Annotated in this window: 13 protein-coding genes and 1 pseudogene; 9 read left to right on the top strand and 5 right to left on the bottom strand. The window is 70.7% G+C overall.

Translation table 11 applies throughout. The annotated features are described in order from the left end of the window. Window positions 1-92: 92 nt before the first annotated feature. Complete coding sequence (locus tag OIE74_RS07715) at window positions 93-875, bottom strand: peptidyl-tRNA hydrolase (protein ID WP_443076053.1); 783 nt, start codon at window positions 873-875, stop codon at window positions 93-95. 71 nt (window positions 876-946) lie between these two features. On the opposite strand from OIE74_RS07715, the gene OIE74_RS07710 reads away from it, so the two are divergent. Continuing rightward, on the top strand, window positions 947-1,624 hold the full coding sequence (locus OIE74_RS07710; protein ID WP_329379856.1) for an AIM24 family protein: 678 nt from the start codon (window positions 947-949) through the stop codon (window positions 1,622-1,624). Between the two features lie 75 nt (window positions 1,625-1,699). Here OIE74_RS07710 and OIE74_RS07705 read toward each other — a convergent pair whose 3' ends face one another. Further along, window positions 1,700-2,539, bottom strand: a complete 840-nt coding sequence (locus OIE74_RS07705) for a polysaccharide deacetylase family protein (RefSeq protein WP_329379853.1) — start codon at window positions 2,537-2,539, stop codon at window positions 1,700-1,702. A gap of 163 nt (window positions 2,540-2,702) precedes the next feature. Between OIE74_RS07705 and OIE74_RS07700 the strand changes: the two genes are divergently transcribed. The 3 genes from OIE74_RS07700 (at window position 2,703) to OIE74_RS07690 (ending at window position 6,203) form a co-directional block, all read left to right on the top strand. Next, window positions 2,703-3,212, top strand: a complete 510-nt coding sequence (locus tag OIE74_RS07700) for a hypothetical protein (RefSeq protein WP_329379851.1) — start codon at window positions 2,703-2,705, stop codon at window positions 3,210-3,212. Window positions 3,213-3,328: 116 nt separating this feature from the next. Then, the gene (locus tag OIE74_RS07695) at window positions 3,329-4,756 is read left to right on the top strand and encodes a flotillin family protein (RefSeq protein WP_329379849.1); all 1,428 of its coding nucleotides are present in this window, start codon (window positions 3,329-3,331) and stop codon (window positions 4,754-4,756) included. A gap of 160 nt (window positions 4,757-4,916) precedes the next feature. Continuing rightward, entirely contained in the window at window positions 4,917-6,203 is a 1,287-nt protein-coding gene (locus OIE74_RS07690) for a S1 family peptidase (RefSeq protein WP_329379846.1), read from the top strand. A gap of 68 nt (window positions 6,204-6,271) precedes the next feature. Here the strand turns inward: OIE74_RS07690 and OIE74_RS07685 are convergent, their stop codons facing one another. The 3 genes from OIE74_RS07685 to zapE all read right to left on the bottom strand — a co-directional run bounded on the left by OIE74_RS07685 (window position 6,272) and on the right by zapE (window position 9,415). Next, entirely contained in the window at window positions 6,272-7,633 is a 1,362-nt protein-coding gene (locus tag OIE74_RS07685) for an alkaline phosphatase PhoX (RefSeq protein ID WP_329379843.1), read from the bottom strand. A gap of 170 nt (window positions 7,634-7,803) precedes the next feature. Then, the gene (locus tag OIE74_RS07680; protein WP_329379839.1) at window positions 7,804-8,229 is read right to left on the bottom strand and encodes an OsmC family protein; all 426 of its coding nucleotides are present in this window, start codon (window positions 8,227-8,229) and stop codon (window positions 7,804-7,806) included. 82 nt (window positions 8,230-8,311) lie between these two features. Then, the gene (zapE, locus tag OIE74_RS07675) at window positions 8,312-9,415 is read right to left on the bottom strand and encodes a cell division protein ZapE (RefSeq protein ID WP_329379837.1); all 1,104 of its coding nucleotides are present in this window, start codon (window positions 9,413-9,415) and stop codon (window positions 8,312-8,314) included. Between the two features lie 613 nt (window positions 9,416-10,028). Between zapE and OIE74_RS07670 the strand changes: the two genes are divergently transcribed. From OIE74_RS07670 to OIE74_RS07650, 5 genes and pseudogenes are all read left to right on the top strand, one after another. Then, window positions 10,029-10,817, top strand: coding sequence for a pyrimidine reductase family protein (locus tag OIE74_RS07670; protein WP_329379834.1), 789 nt, complete (start codon window positions 10,029-10,031; stop codon window positions 10,815-10,817). Between the two features lie 126 nt (window positions 10,818-10,943). Further along, window positions 10,944-11,408 (top strand): annotated as a pseudogene (locus tag OIE74_RS07665) (indole-3-glycerol phosphate synthase); the annotation flags it as partial. A 183-nt stretch (window positions 11,409-11,591) separates the two neighbouring features. Beyond that, on the top strand, window positions 11,592-12,992 hold the full coding sequence (murC, locus tag OIE74_RS07660) for a UDP-N-acetylmuramate--L-alanine ligase (RefSeq protein WP_329379829.1): 1,401 nt from the start codon (window positions 11,592-11,594) through the stop codon (window positions 12,990-12,992). 18 nt (window positions 12,993-13,010) lie between these two features. Beyond that, window positions 13,011-13,418 (top strand): peptide-methionine (R)-S-oxide reductase MsrB, encoded by a 408-nt coding sequence (msrB, locus tag OIE74_RS07655; RefSeq protein ID WP_329379826.1) that lies wholly within the window; start codon window positions 13,011-13,013, stop codon window positions 13,416-13,418. A 162-nt stretch (window positions 13,419-13,580) separates the two neighbouring features. Next, window positions 13,581-15,008, top strand: coding sequence for a M20/M25/M40 family metallo-hydrolase (locus OIE74_RS07650; protein ID WP_329379823.1), 1,428 nt, complete (start codon window positions 13,581-13,583; stop codon window positions 15,006-15,008). The last annotated feature ends 7 nt before the right edge of the window (window positions 15,009-15,015 follow it).

The raw sequence follows: 15,015 nt of genomic DNA, 5'->3' as shown, positions 1-15,015 counted from the left end.
CACCGCGTACCACCGCAGAATCAACCGTTCGCTGGCCGGTCGTTCAACCTACTTAGCGGTATTGGGAGATACGAATCCCGGAACGGGAGTGTTCAACGCCGCAGCGCGGGATGATCGGCGACCACCGTGCTCGACCCGGGCGCGATTTCCGTGAAACCGGCATCACGGACCAACGGCAGCCCGCTGATGGTCAGTTGGCGCCAGCGCGCGGCGTCCGGAGTACGTACGGAGAGAGGGAACCCGGCCTCCTGCCACGCCTTGCGCTCCGTCTCCGACAGTTCCCACCACGCGAGCTGCGCGCCGTGGCCGGCCTGGGCCATCGCCTTGCCCGCCGACATGCCGACGTCGGGACTGAGCCAGAGCACGGGGGCGGAGAGGTCGGCGGCCGGCGGCTCCTCGGGATCGGCCAGGTCGGTGCCGGAGACCTGGAGCTTCGCCAGCTCCTTGGGCCAGCCGTCCAGCGGGACCGGCGGGAAGACCCGTACCTCCGCGTACCGGGCGAAGGCGGCGCCCTCGGCCGGCTCGGCCGCGCCCTCGGGGCCCGTCTCCTCGGGGCCGGTCACCGTGATCCCCGGCAGCTGCGACGCCTTCCGCCACTCCGAGCCGCGCGCCCTGCGCACCACCTTGCGGATCCGGGCGTCCTGCCAGTCCCGCATCGCCCGCGCCCACTCGCCGTCCCCGTTCGACCGCTCGTCGGCGAGCATGACGAGTACGGCGCGGGCGGCGGCCTCCAGCGCGTCGGTACGGGTCGGCGGCGCGGCCCTCTCGATCCGTACCACCAGCGGCAGGACGAACTGCGGGGCCTCGTCGCGCGCGGTCAGCTCATGCCGGAACGGGCTGTCGGACGCGCTGCCGGAGGTGTTGTCGATGCTCACCTGGCAAGTGTGCCAGCCCCGGCTCGCCGTTCTGTTGGCGGAACCGTCGCCTCCGGGTGACCATGCTCGACATGAAAAGCGATCTCTTTGCCAGCGAGAACATGGCGCAGCAGGCCACGACTCCCGGGATGAGCCTCCAGAACGCCAAATCCGTCAAATACGCCGTCAACGGTGAGATGCACGCCCGTCAGGGGTCGATGATCGCCTTCCGGGGCAATCTCCAGTTCGAACGCAAGGGCCAGGGCATCGGCGGAATGTTCAAGCGCGCCGTCACCGGCGAGGGGCTGCCGCTGATGGCAGTCAAGGGCCAGGGCGAGGCGTGGTTCGCGCACGAGGCGAACAACTGCTTCATCGTCGACATCGACCAGGGCGACGCGCTCACCGTCAACGGCCGCAACGTCCTCTGTTTCGACTCCACCCTCTCCTACGAGATCAAGACGGTGAAGGGCGCGGGCATGACCGGCGGCGGCCTCTTCAACAGCCTCTTCACCGGCTACGGGAAGCTCGCCGTCATCTGCGAGGGCACCCCCATCGTCATCCCCGTCACCGCTCAGGCGCCGGTGTACGTCGACACGGACGCCGTCGTCGGCTGGAGCGCCCAGCTGGGCACCTCGCTGCACCGCTCGCAGTCCGTCGGCTCGATGATCCGCGGCGGTTCCGGCGAGGCCGTCCAACTGATGCTCCAGGGCGAGGGTTTCGTCATCGTCCGGCCGAGCGAGCTGACGCCGCCGAAGACGTCCGGAAGCTGACCGAACGCGTGGAGCCGCGAGGAGTGGGCCGCCGCCGCGGTGTCGGCGGCCCCTGGCGGCGGGGCCCGCGCCGCGTCAGCCCTTCATCAGGTCCGACACCTTGACGAAGCGGTAGCCGCGCTCGCGCAGCGCCGGGACGATCATCCGGACCGCCTCGTCCGTCACCGGTGCCGCGCTCGTCGTGCAGTGCATGACCACCAGCGAGCCCGGCCGTACCTCGGCGATTACCTGTTCCGCCACCGCGTCCGCGTCCGTGGCGAAGGCGTCGCCGCTGACGACGTCCCACTGGACCGCCGTCAGGCCCGCCGGGGCCAGGGTCCGCAGCGCCGACTGGTCGTAACAGCCGCCGGGAAAGCGGAAGTACGGCACCACCTGGCGCACCCCCGCCTCACGGAACGCGCGGAAGGCCCGCTCCACGTCGGCGGCCATGTCCTTCTTGGGAAGCACCGGCAGCCCGTGGCACCCGGCCGTGAAGGAGTGATGGCTGTACGAGTGGTTCGCGACCTCGAACAGGGGGTCCGAGCCGATCTCTCTCGCCTGGAACGGGTACTCCTCCGCCCACCGGCCCGTCATGAAGATCGTCGAGGGGACTTCGAGGCGGCGCAGCGACGAGATCAGCGTCGGGTTGTCGAAGCGCTCGCCGCGGGCCGCGCGGGCGCCCTGGTCGGCCGTCATGTCGGCGTCGAAGGTGAGCGCGACGGTCTTGGCGGCCGTACTGGCACGGGTCTTGCCCGGGGGGTCCGCGGCGCGGAGGAAGACCGGCGTGGTCGCCGGGCGTTCCGGCCCGGCCGGCTGGTGCGTCGTGGGTCTGGTCGACGGGGCGGGGGCCAGCCGCGTATCGGTGTCGCCGGCGCATCCCGCGATGACGGTTCCCAGCAGGGCGAGGGGCAGCAGTCTCGGTACGTATGTGGGCATAAAGGAAAAATATAGGACTAAATGTTCATCCTGCGGTTTCGGCACTCAAAGATTGCCGGAACCGGGCACTGCTCTGCCGTGACGGACCGTGAGAAAATTCTTCTCCCATTCAAGGGTTCAGGGGTTCGAGGGGGACCGGCGGGAGCCGGGGGAGGGGCGACCCATGGATGTGTTTCTCGGTCTCGGTATCGCGGGCGTTGTTCTGCTCGCCGTGGCGCTGATCTTCGACGGGATCTTCGAGGGCCTGTTCGGCGGAGTGCTCGACGGTCTGTTCGCGGGCCTGCTGTCGCTGCCCGTCGTCGCGGGATTCGTCGCGATGCTGGGGTTCGGCGGCGCGATCGTGCTCGGTACGACCGACCTCGGGGTCGGCCCCGCCATCGCCGCGGGCGCCGTCGCCGGTGCCGTCACCGGCTGGCTGGCCTGGAAACTCAGCCGGGTGCTGATGCGCGAGCAGACCGACGCCACGCCACGGGGAGCGGATCTCCTCGGCACGTCGGGGTCCGTGGTCACGGCCATCCCGGTCGACGGCTACGGCGAGGTGATGCTCCGGGTGGCGGGCCAGCCGGTGAAGTTCGCCGCGAAGAGCACGGTGCCGCTGGCGCGCGGCGCCGAGGTCTGGGTGGAGTCGACGCTGTCGTCCACCTCGGTCGGCGTCCGCCCCGTCGAGCGCTGATCCCCACCGCCGGAACATCGAAGCGCTGAAGCGCCGGAATACCGAACCACCGCTCAGCTGTGGGCGTCCCTCATGTGCGACGCCGACAGCTCGTACGTCAACAGGGGGGCACCCATATGAGTCCAGTGATCATCGCGGTGGCGGGAGTCGTCGTACTTCTCGTCCTGCTCGCTCTCGTCGTCATCACCCGCTACAAGGTCGCGGGCCCCAGCGAGGCCTTCATCATCACCGGCCGCCGGGGCAAGTCGTCCACCGACCCTGTCACCGGCCGGGTCAGCACCGACAACAGTGGCCAAAAGGTCGTGGTGGGCGGCGGCGTCTTCGTCGTCCCCTTCGTCCAGCAGAAGTTCACGCTCGACCTGTCCAGCAGGCACATCCCGGTCGCCGTACGGGGCGCGGTGACCCTGCGCGGCGTCAAGGCGCATCTCGAAGGTGTCGCCATCGTCAAGGTCGGCGGCAACGAGGACGCCATCCGCGCCGCCGCCCAGCGCTTCCTGCGGCAGCAGAAGGGCATCGTCGGCTTCACCCAGGAAGTGCTCTCCGGTGCGCTGCGCGCCATCGTCGGCCGGATGGCCGTCGAGGACATCATCCGCGACCGCGCCGCCTTCGCCGGACAGGTCGCCGAGGAGGCCGAGGCGAGCCTGTCCGGGCAGGGCCTGATCCTGGACGCCTTCCAGATCCAGGACATCACCACCGAGGGCTCGTACCTGGAGGACCTGGGCAGGCCCGAGGCCGCTCGCGCCCGCCAGGAGGCGGACATCGCCGAGGCGATCGCCAAGCGGGCCTCCGAGCAGGCCAGGCTCAAGGCCGCCGAGGAGATCGCGGTGGCCGAGCGGACCTTCTATCTGAAGCAGGCCGAGATCAAGGTCGAGACCGAGGCGGCCAAGGCAAAGGCGAACGCGGCAGGACCGCTCGCCGAGGCCGCGCGCCAGCAGGAAGTCCTCGGCGAGCAGGAGAAGGTGGCGCAGCGTCAGGCGGCACTGACGGACCGTCAGCTGGACACCAAGGTGCGTAAGCCGGCCGACGCCGCCCGCTACCAGGCCGAGCAGGAGGCGGAGGCCCGCAGGATCGCGCTGGTCAAGGAGGCCGAGGCGGACGCCGAGCGGTCGCGGCTCACCGGTGAGGGCGAGAAGCTGCGTCGCGCGGCGCTGGCCGAGGCCGTACGGATCGAGGGTGAGGCGGAGGCCGACGCCATCGCGGCGCGCGGTACGGCGGAGGCCGGGGCGATGCAGAAGAAGGCGGACGCATATCGGCAGTACGGCGACGCGGCCGTGCTCCAGATGCTCGTCGAGGTGCTGCCCGCCGTCGTGGGCAAGGCGGCCGAGCCGCTGAGCGCCGTGGACAAGCTGACGGTCATCTCCACGGACGGCGCGAGCCAGCTCTCGCGTACGGTCACCGACAACGTCGCACAGGGCATGGAACTGCTCACGTCGACCACCGGCGTCGACATCGCCGCGCTGCTCAAGAACCTTTCGGAGCGTACGAGTTCGGCGGAGCCGGTCGAGGCGTCGGAGAACAACAAGAAGATCGAGATCAGCGGCTGATCAGTCGTCAGTTCGTGGCAGGTGAGGGGCCGGCCGGACCGCTGTCCGGCCGGCCCCTCACGTGTTGTTCGCCGGTCGTCTGTCGCGCCCGTTGAACGCAACTCCCGTATCGCCCGTATCAAGGGGTCGGACTCCGTAATCCCCCACAGGAGGCGACGAGTTGAGTCACAGGCGAATATCCAAGAGCAAGGCCGTTCTCGCGGGAGCCGGGGCGGTGGGTGTCGCGGCTGCGGCCATCCTGCTGCCGAACGCCAACGCGTCACAGTCCGGCACGGACGACGGTGCGGGCGGCGGCTCCGGGCAGAACGCGCGAACGGTCAGCGCCGCTTCGGCGCCGGAACTCGTCGCGCGGCTGTCCTCACAGCTCGGCGACGAGTACGCGGGGGCGTACTACGACGCGCAGAAGAAGCAGGTCGTGGTGAATGTCGCGGACGGCGGCGACAGTGACGGCGACTCGACCGCGCGGGTGCGCGACGCCGGTGCCGTGGCGAGAAGCGTCGAGAACAGCATGGGCGAACTCCGGTCGGCCACAGGCACGTTGAGCCGGGACGCCACCATTCCTGGCACCGCGTGGGCCGTTGACCCCCGGACCAACCAGATCCTCGTCACCGCCGACACGACGGTCACCGGTGACCGCTGGGACACGCTGGAGTCGACCGTGGCCTCGCTGGGCGACGGTATGGCCCGTATCCAGAAGTCGGCGGGCGAGTTCAAACCGTTCCTGGAAGGCGGCGACGCCATCTTCGGCGGCGGGGCCCGCTGTTCGCTCGGCTTCAACGTCCTTACGCAGGACGGCACACCCGGGTTCCTCACCGCCGGGCACTGCGGTGTCGCGGCCGAGCAGTGGTCCGAGGAGCAGAACGGCGCGGCTGTCGGTACGGTCCAGGCCGCGACGTTCCCCGGCGACGGGGACTTCGCGCTCGTGACGTACGACGACCCGGCCACCGCCGCGCCCAGCGAGGTGGACCTCGGCGACGGGCAGACCCTGCCGATCGGACAGGCGGGCGAGGCCGCGGTGGGCCTGGAGGTCGTCCGGATGGGCAGCACCACCGGGCTCGCCGACGGTTCGGTCACCGGTCTGGGCGCCACCGTGAACTACGCGGAGGGCTCCGTCAGCGGTCTCATCCAGACCAACGTCTGCGCGGAGCCCGGCGACAGCGGCGGCCCGCTGTTCACGGCGGACGGTACGGCGATCGGCCTGACGTCGGGCGGCAGCGGCGACTGCACGTCGGGAGGCGAGACGTTCTTCCAGCCGGTCTCGACGGCGCTGGCCGCGGTGGGCGCGGAGATCGGCGCGGGCGGCGCGGGTGAAGAGGGCGGCGCCGGTGACGCCGGTGGTGCCGCCGAGGACGGCGGTGCGGGGGCCGGCGACGACGGCAGCGGCGTCGATGACGGCAGCGGCGTCGGCGTGGGCGACAACGGCCTGGAGGCCGGAAGCGACCACTGACCGGGCATGACCCCGGTCGGTCGCCGGACGGGCCACGAACGGCCCGTCCGGCGACCTTCAAGACGCTACTAGCGCCAGGGTCCCGTGATCGCGAACGTCGTACCCGGGGTGTAGCAGTTCACATACATCGTCCCGCCGTCCGGTGCGAACGTGACTCCCGCGAACTCACCCCACTCCGGCTCCTCGGGCGTCCCGATGTTCTCCGCCCCGCGCGCCATCTCGTAGAGCTCGCCGCCGCGCGTCAGCCCGTACACATGCTGCGCGCCACCGCCGTCCTCACACACCATCAGGCCGCCGCTGGGCGCGAGGCAGATGTTGTCCGGGGATTCGCCGGGCAGTTGGATGTCGGTGTCCGGGCCGAAGGCGACCACCAGTGTGAGCCGACGCCGATGCGGCTCGTACTTCCACACCTGTCCGAAGTGGTCGGCCGCCGAGCCCTCCGCGCTCTTCGCGAAGCTCGACACGAAGTAGACGGACCGGTCGCCCCAGTAACAGCCCTCCAGCTTCTGGGCGTGGGTGATGCCCTTCTTGCCGAAGTCCTGGAGCCGGATGGGCGTCTCCTTCGCCTGCGGGTCCGGGACCGGTACCCACTCGATACGGTCGAAGGCCGTGCCCGGCTCCTGGACGACCGACAGGTCGGGTACACCGGGGACGCGCATGGCCTCCAGCGTGCCGCCCGCGCGCAGCGAGCCGTGGCCGCCGAGGGGCTTGTCGGGCAGGAAGCGGTAGAAGAGCCCGAAGGGCCTGTCGAACGCGTCCTCCGTCTCGTACACGACGCCCTCACGCGGGTCGATCGCGATCGCCTCGTGCTGGAAGCGGCCCATCGCCTTCAGCGGTACGGCTCCGCTGCGGTGCGGATCGGCGCCGTCGACCTCGAAGATGAAGCCGTGGTCCTTGGTGTAACCGTTCGTGCCGGCCTTGTCCTCGGTCTCCTCGCAGGTCAGCCAGGTGCCCCAAGGGGTGGGCCCGCCCGCGCAGTTGACGGCGGTACCGGCGATGGCGACGCGTTCGCCGAGTACGTGGTTCCGCCCGTCGAGTTCGAGCGCCGTACAGCCGCCCTTGCCCATCGGGTCGTAGGTCAGGCCGTCGACGGTCGGTACGCCGATCTTGCCGTTGGCGCGGTTCTCGTGGTTACGGACCAGATGGACGCGGCCTCGCCGGCCGGCGAAGGCGGCCATACCGTCGGGATTGCTGGGGACTTCACCCTCTCCCGAACGGAGCGCGTCGCCCGTTCTGGACAGGACGCGGTAACGGAAACCCTTCGGCAGATCCAGCAGGCCGTCGGGGTCGGGGACGAGCGGGCCGTAGCCGCTGCGTCCCACTTCCTGTGCGACAGCGGTGCCGGCGAACAACTCCGACACCGCTCCGGTGAATGCGATTCCCGCCACCGATGCTCCGGTGGCCAGAACCTGACGTCGTGTTGCGGACATAGAAGGCAACTCCCTGTTGGCGGACAGAGACGTGACCCGCACGGTGTATCACGGGTGTCGTGCACACGTGAACTGTGCGGGCCACTGGGCCTGATGTGTCCTGAGAGATCAGCTGATCAGAGGAGACCCGCTGATCGGAGGTGACGTGCTGATCGGAGGAGACTCGCCGCTCAGGCGAGCGAAGCGGTGAGCGTGATGCTCGTGCCCGCGAGCGCCTGGCTGACCGGGCAGTTGGCCTTCGCGTCCTCGGCGGCCTTGACGAAGTCCGCCTCGTCGATCCCCTCGACCTCACCCTGCACGGTGATGTGGATGCCGGTGATGCCGGTGCCGGGCACCAGCGTGACGTCGGCCTGGGTGTTCAGCTTGGTCGGCGGGGTGCCGGCCTTGGCGAGACCGTTGGACAGGGCCATCGAGAAGCAGCTGGAGTGAGCGGCGGCGATCAGCTCCTCCGGGCTGGTCTTGCCGTTCGCCTGCTCGGCGCGGGAGGCCCAGGAAACCGGCTGGTCGGCGATGCCGGAGGAGTCGAAGGTGACGACGCCACTGCCCTTGAGGAGGTCGCCTTCCCAGACGGTGTGTGCCTGGCGCGTGGTAGCCATGGTGATGGGAACCCTTCTGTATCGGGCACGCGGGAGCTGATCGAACGCACCTCACGCACCGCACTTCATTACGGCTCCGAACTTACTCGGCGATCACGTTCTTCGCGTCGCGTGCCAGGGCAGTGAGACGGGAGATCGCGCGGAAGTACTTCTTCCGGTAGCCGCCGTTCAACATCTCTTCGCCGAACAGCCGGTCGAAGGGCAGCCCGGAGGCGAGAACCGGTATCTCCCGGTCGTACAGCCGGTCGGCCAGGACGACGAGACGCAGCGCCGTCGACTGGTCGGGCACCGGGCCCACGTCCGTGAAGCAGGCGACCCGCAGCCCCTCCGTCAGCGCGCCGTAGCGGCTGGGGTGGACGGTGGCGAGGTGGGCGAGGAGAGAGGGGAAGTCGTCCAGGCTGGCGGTGCCGGCCCCGGTCGAGCGCGCGGTCGCGTGCGCGGCGCGTGTCACCTGCTCGGTGGTGAGCGGGGCGGGCGCCTCGGGCAGTCCCCGGTGCCGGTAGTCGTCGCCGTCGATACGCAGGGGGCGGAAGCGCGCGGAGAGCCCCTGGATCTCCCGCATGAAGTCCGCGGCGGCGAAGCGGCCCTCGCCGAGCTTGCCGGGCAGGGTGTTGGAGGTGGCGGCGAGCGCCACGCCCGCTTCGACGAGTCGGCTCAGCAGGGTCGATACGAGGACGGTGTCGCCCGGGTCGTCCAGCTCGAACTCGTCGATGCAGAGCAGCCGGTGGCCGCCGAGGGTCCGTACGGTCTGCTGGAAACCGAGCGCGCCGACGAGGTTCGTCAGCTCCACGAAGGTGCCGAACGCCTTCTCCTCGGGGGCGGCCGGGGCGGCGTGCCAGAGGGAGGCGAGGAGGTGGGTCTTGCCGACGCCGTAACCGCCGTCGAGGTACACACCGCGGGGGCCGGTGGCTGCCTGGGGCCTCCGGCCGAACCAGCGCCGCTTGCCCTCCTGGCCCCTGCCGTGACCGAGTCCGGCGGCGAACGCGCTCAGGACGGTGACGGCCTCGGCCTGGCCGGGCCGGCCCGGGTCGGGGACGTACGTCGCGAACCGCACGGAGTCGAAGCGCGGCGGCGGCACCATCTCGGCGACCAGCCGCCCGGCATCGACCCGCGGCTCCCGCGCACACAGCGAGACCGGCCCGCTCACGGGAGCGGCGGACACCGGTTTGGCGGAGGAGGCTGACACGGTCCCCAACTGTAAGCGCTACGCCAGCGACGCCCTCGCCCTGCCGGGCGGGGGCGTCCTCAATCGCCGGACGGGCTGGGGTGGTCGGCCGTCCGGGGAATCCGACCGCCGGAGCGGGGTTGTCCTCAAACGCCGGACGGGCTGAAGACTCCCGCCCGGCCGGGGGGCCCACCCCGTGAAACGGGCCCGCCCGGTCCGAACAGAGCCGTCCGGCGAGGAGGACACCAGCGGCGTCCGCCGGCATGGGCGGACGCGGGCGGCCGGTTCGCCCGAGGTGGGCGGGCAGCGCACCCAGCCCGTCCGGCGTTTGAGGACATCCGTGCACGGAGGTGGCCCGGCAGGGCGCGCCTGCGGTGTCCGCCGCGGTGGGAGGACATGGTCGCCCGCCACGTGCGGGCAGCACACTCAGCCCGTCCGGCGTTTGAGGACCCCCGCACGGAAAGTGGCCCGGCAGCACGCGTCAGCGGCGTACGCGGACACCTTCGCCCGCCACGTGCGGGCAGCGCACCCAGCCCGTCCGGCGATTGAGGACAGAACGCCCCGCCCCCGACCGGCGCGCGCGGGGCGCGGAGCCCTGTGACTGTGTGCGACCCCGCGTGTCAGACTGCTGCGCATGCGACGTCTCTTCCCCGTCACCGATCCGACCGCATCCGCCCCCACCCCCGTGGACCGCGAGTGGACGCTGGACGAACTGGCCGAGGCGTACGCGTACCCAACCCCGACCACCGACTCCCCCCGCTGGCTGCGCGCCAACATGGTCTCCACGCTCGACGGCGCCGCCCAGCACGACGGGCGCTCGCAGGGCATCTCGTCCGACGCCGACATGCGGATCTTCGGCACCCTGCGAGGGCTGGCCGATGTCGTACTCGTCGGTGCGGAAACGGTTCGCCTGGAGGGCTACCGTCCCGCCCGGGCGCGCGACGCGTTCGCCGAGCGCCGCGCCGCCGCCGGGCAGACGGCCGCACCCGCGATCGCCGTCGTCACCGCGAGTCTGAATCTCGACTTCTCGCTTCCCCTCTTCACCTCGCCCCTCGTCCAGACCCTGGTCCTGACCGGCGCCGCCGCGTCCCCCGACCGGATCCGCGACGCGGAGAAGGCGGGCGCGCGCGTGCTGATCGCCGGGGACGGGCCCGGCGTCGACGCGGACAGGGCGGTCGGGGCCCTGGCGGACATGGGTCTCGTACGGCAGCTCGCGGAGGGCGGACCCCGGCTGCTCGGCCAGTTCGTGGCGGCCGGCGTACTGGACGAGCTCTGCCTGACGGTCGCGCCCCTGCTCACGGTGGGCAGTGCCCAGCGCATCACCGGTGGGCCGGATCTCGCGGACCCCGAGCGCTTCGGCCTGGCGGCCGTACTGGAGGAGGCCGGGTTCCTTTTCACCCGATACCGTCGGATCCGACATTGAGCGGAATTCTCTGTTCCGGTTAGTCCCCGCTGGGCACACTTACTCACGCAGACCCCGTGCGGACACGGGGAAGGATGGTTTACGCAGTGGGCCGCAGCGGCCCCTGAACGACGAAGGGCGCCTGTCGTGTTCACAAGCGTATTGATGATCGAGAAGGCCCTGTCGTCCGTGGACGTCGAATTCGTCACCACCCTCCACGGCGACGAGGAGGTCCGCTTCATCGTGCTCATGCAGCCACGCGGCGACCAGGTCGACGCGCTGCTGCGCGCCATCGACGACGTCGCGTTCGGCGAGCTGGGGGAGGCCGGCCGCGAAGGCGACGTACTGGAGGGCGCCGAGGCGCGCGAGCCCGCCGAGATGGCGCTGGCGCACTCGCTGGCCGCCCTGAGAGCGGCGGGCCGGCAGGCCAACGGCGTGGTGGTCGAGAAGCACCCGCTCGACCACCTCAAGTCGGTGGTGGAGGAGGCGGCTGCCGACGAGGTGATCGTGCTGACCGCGCCGCACTACGTGGAGGAGTTCTTCCACCGGGACTGGGCATCGCGCGCACGTCACAAGGTCGGTGTGCCGGTCCTCAAGCTCTTCGCGCACAGCGCGGAGGACGACACCGGGAACGGCGCGCGGAACGGCGACAGCGCCCGGGGCAGGACCGAAGGGGAGACCAACGGGGCGGGCCGGAGCGAATAGGCTGGGAGAGCGCCGACGGCACCCGGCCGGCGGCCCGCGAAAGCGCACAGCTCTCACCGCACCCGCACCGCACCACCTGGGAGAACACGTATGGCATCCGGTATCCCCACCGCCATGGAACGGCCGCACTTCATCGGCATCGGCGGCGCCGGAATGTCGGGTATCGCCAAGATCCTCACCCAGCGCGGTGCGAAGGTCGCGGGCAGTGACGCGAAGGAGTCCGGCACCGCCGAGGCCCTGCGCGCCCTCGGCGCGACGGTCCACATCGGCCACGCGGCGGAGCACCTCGCCGACGACGCCTCGTGCGTGGTCGTCTCCAGCGCGATCCGGGCGGACAACCCGGAGCTGGTGCGGGCCGCCGAGCTGTCCGTCCCGGTCGTGCACCGTTCCGACGCGCTCGCCGCCCTGATGGGCGGCGGCCTGCGGTCCATCGCCGTCGCCGGTACGCACGGCAAGACGACGACGACCTCCATGCTGGCCGTCGCCCTCACGGAGCTGGGCCTCGACCCGTCGTACGCCATCGGCGGCGACTTGGAGGGGCCCGGCACCAACGCCCGGCACGGTGCGGGCGACATCTTCGTCGCCGAGGCGGATGAAAGCGACCGCAGCTTCCAGAAGTACGACCCTGAGGTCGCGATCGTCCTCAACGTCGAGCTGGACCACCACGCCAACTACGCGTCCATGGACGAGATCTACGAGTCCTTCGAGACGTTCGTCGGCAAGATCGCCCCCGGCGGCACGCTGGTCGTCGCCGCCGACCAGCCGGGCGCGGTCGAGCTGACCGCGAAGGTGCGCGACCGGGCCTCGCTCAAGATCGTGACGTACGGCGAGGCGGCGGACGCCGACGTACGCGTCCACAAGGTCACCCCGCGCGGTCTGACCAGCGAGGTCACCGTCGTCCTGGCAGGCCGCTTCCTCACCTTCACGGTCTCGGTCCCCGGCCGCCACTACGCGCACAACGCCGTGGCCGCCCTCGCGGCGGGCGTCGCGCTCGGCGTCCCCGCGCACAACCTCGCCTCCGCGCTCGGCAAGTACACCGGCGTCAAGCGCCGCCTCCAGCTCAAGGGCGAGGCGAACGGCGTGCAGGTCATCGACTCGTACGCGCACCACCCCACCGAGATGACCGCCGACCTGGAGGCGATGCGCGCCGCCGCCGAGCCCGGCTCCCGGCTGCTCGTCGTCTTCCAGCCGCACCTCTTCTCGCGCACGCGGGAGCTCGGCACGGAGATGGGCCAGGCGCTCGCCCTGGCCGACGCGTCGGTGGTACTCGACATCTATCCGGCCCGCGAGGACCCGATCCCCGGCATCACCAGCGCGCTGATCGTCGAGGCGGCGGAGCGCGCGGGCGCCGACGCCAGGGCCGTGCACGACAAGGGCGCGGTGGCAGAGACCCTGGCGGGAATGGCGGAGCCCGGGGATCTCGTTCTCACCATGGGGGCCGGGGATGTCACGGACCTCGGTCCGGAGATTCTGGCCCGGCTGCCCCACTGAGGAGCGAGAGAGGAAGTCATGGCGTACGACATCGACAAGCCCGACGAGCAGTGGCGCGAGGAACTGTCCCCGGCCGAGTACAGGGTGCTGCGCGAGGCCGGCACGGAGCCCGCCTTCGTCGGTGAGTACACGGACACCAAGACGGAGGGCGTCTACTCCTGTCGCGCGTGCGGCGCGGAGCTGTTCCGCTCCGGCACGAAGTTCGAGTCCCACTGCGGCTGGCCGTCCTTCTACGACCCGAAGGACACCGACGCGGTCGAGCTCATCGAGGACCGCTCGATGGGCATGGTCCGCACGGAGGTCCGCTGCTCCCGCTGCGGCTCGCACCTGGGCCACGTCTTCGAGGGCGAGGGCTACGCCACACCGACGGACCAGCGGTACTGCATCAACTCGATCTCCCTGCGACTGACTCCCGACGGGGCCTGACCGCGATTCCGTAAGGGCCTTTCCACAGGGCCCTTACGGAGCTTTCCGCCGTGCGGCGTTCCCTTCCGCGCCGGCCGGCCCTTCACGAGCCGTGGGCTTGTGTGGAAGTTGTCCTGTCCATGACGATGAGGCGCCGGTTCATCGTTCTGGAAAGGAATTTCCATGTCTGAGCAGCCCGCTGGAATGCCGCGCAGAAGGACCGTGCTCACTTCCGCCGCCGCCGTGACCGCCGCGACAGCCGTACCGCTGACCGTCTCCGCCGGGCAGGCGGTCGCGGCGACCGGTGACGGCCGGCACGGGCCTGTCACCGCGCAGGCGCCCGACCGGGAGTTGCGCACGTTGCTCAAGGAGATCGACGCGGACCGTATCGAGGCGACCGTGCGGCGGCTCGCCGCGTTCGGGACCCGGCACACGCTGTCCGTCCAGGACGACCCCGAGCGCGGGATCGGCGCCGCGCGGGACTGGATCCTGGCCGAGATGAAGAAGTACGCGGCGGTGTCCGGTGGCCGGATGACCGCCGAGCTCCAGTCGTACATCCAGGAGCCCGCGTCGCGGATCCCGGTGGCGACGCGGATCACCAACGTCGTTGCCACACTGCGTGGTTCGGTCGATCCCGACCGGGTGTACGTGGTCGCCGGGCACTACGACTCGCGGGTCAGCGACGTCATGGACGCGACCAGCGACGCGCCCGGCGCCGACGACGACGCGTCCGGTGTCGCGCTCGTGATGGAGCTCGCGCGGGTGCTGGCGAAGCGGCGGCCGGCGGCGACGATCGTGTTCGTCGCGGTCGCCGGCGAGGAGCAGGGGCTGTACGGATCGGGGTACGCCGCACGGCAGTTCAAGGCGGCGGGCGCCGACATCCAGGGCATGTTCACCAACGACATCATCGGCAGCTCGCGCGCCGACGACGGCACCCGCGACCCGTACACGGTGCGGCTGTTCACCGAGGGTGTGCCGACGTCCGAGACCCCGGCGCAGGCCAACACCCGCCGCTCGGTGGGCGGCGAGAACGACTCGGCGACCCGGCAGCTCGCCCGCTTCGTCAGCGACGTGGGGTCCAACGACGCGACGGGCATGAACGTACGCGTGGTCTACCGGCGCGACCGTTATCTGCGGGGCGGGGACCACATCCCGTTCCTCGAACAGGGCTATCCGGCGGCCCGGTTCACCGAACCCGCCGAGGACTTCGCGCACCAGCACCAGGACGTACGGGTCGAGGACGGAAAGCAGTACGGCGACCTGCCCGAGTTCTGCGACTTCGACTACATCGCGCGTGTGACCCGGGTGAACGGCGCGGTGCTGTGGACCCTGGCCCAGGCACCCGGTACGCCGCGCGAGGCGCGGATCGTCACGAGCAACCTCACCAACGACACCGAGCTGAAATGGGAGTTGGGCACGGAGCCGGACCTGGCGGGCTACGAGGTGGTGTGGCGCGAGACGACGGACTCCGAATGGACGCACGTGATCAAGGTCGGTCTCGTGACCACGCACACGGTGGACCTGTCCAAGGACAACGTCTTCTTCGGCGTCCGAGCGTTCAACCGCAACGGCAAACGCAGCCCGGTCGCCTTCCCGTTGCCGGGCAACTAGGGGCTGT

Source organism: Streptomyces sp. NBC_01716 (assembly GCF_036248275.1).
Classification (GTDB): Bacteria; Actinomycetota; Actinomycetes; order Streptomycetales; family Streptomycetaceae; genus Streptomyces.
Note: the sequence above shows the minus strand (reverse complement) of the source record. Positions and strands in the feature narration are given on the sequence as shown.

Bases quoted from the DNA above. Each gene is read 5' to 3' on its own strand.
- OIE74_RS07700 (WP_329379851.1), top strand. From the start codon at position 2,703: ATGGATGTGTTTCTCGGTCTCGGTATCGCGGGCGTTGTTCTGCTCGCC.
- OIE74_RS07685 (WP_329379843.1), bottom strand. From the start codon at position 7,633: ATGTCCGCAACACGACGTCAGGTTCTGGCCACCGGAGCATCGGTGGCG.
- OIE74_RS07705 (WP_329379853.1), bottom strand. From the start codon at position 2,539: ATGCCCACATACGTACCGAGACTGCTGCCCCTCGCCCTGCTGGGAACC.
- OIE74_RS07695 (WP_329379849.1), top strand. From the start codon at position 3,329: ATGAGTCCAGTGATCATCGCGGTGGCGGGAGTCGTCGTACTTCTCGTC.
- msrB (WP_329379826.1), top strand. From the start codon at position 13,011: ATGGCGTACGACATCGACAAGCCCGACGAGCAGTGGCGCGAGGAACTG.
- OIE74_RS07650 (WP_329379823.1), top strand. From the start codon at position 13,581: ATGTCTGAGCAGCCCGCTGGAATGCCGCGCAGAAGGACCGTGCTCACT.
- OIE74_RS07710 (WP_329379856.1), top strand. From the start codon at position 947: ATGAAAAGCGATCTCTTTGCCAGCGAGAACATGGCGCAGCAGGCCACG.
- murC (WP_329379829.1), top strand. From the start codon at position 11,592: ATGGCATCCGGTATCCCCACCGCCATGGAACGGCCGCACTTCATCGGC.
- OIE74_RS07670 (WP_329379834.1), top strand. From the start codon at position 10,029: ATGCGACGTCTCTTCCCCGTCACCGATCCGACCGCATCCGCCCCCACC.
- OIE74_RS07680 (WP_329379839.1), bottom strand. From the start codon at position 8,229: ATGGCTACCACGCGCCAGGCACACACCGTCTGGGAAGGCGACCTCCTC.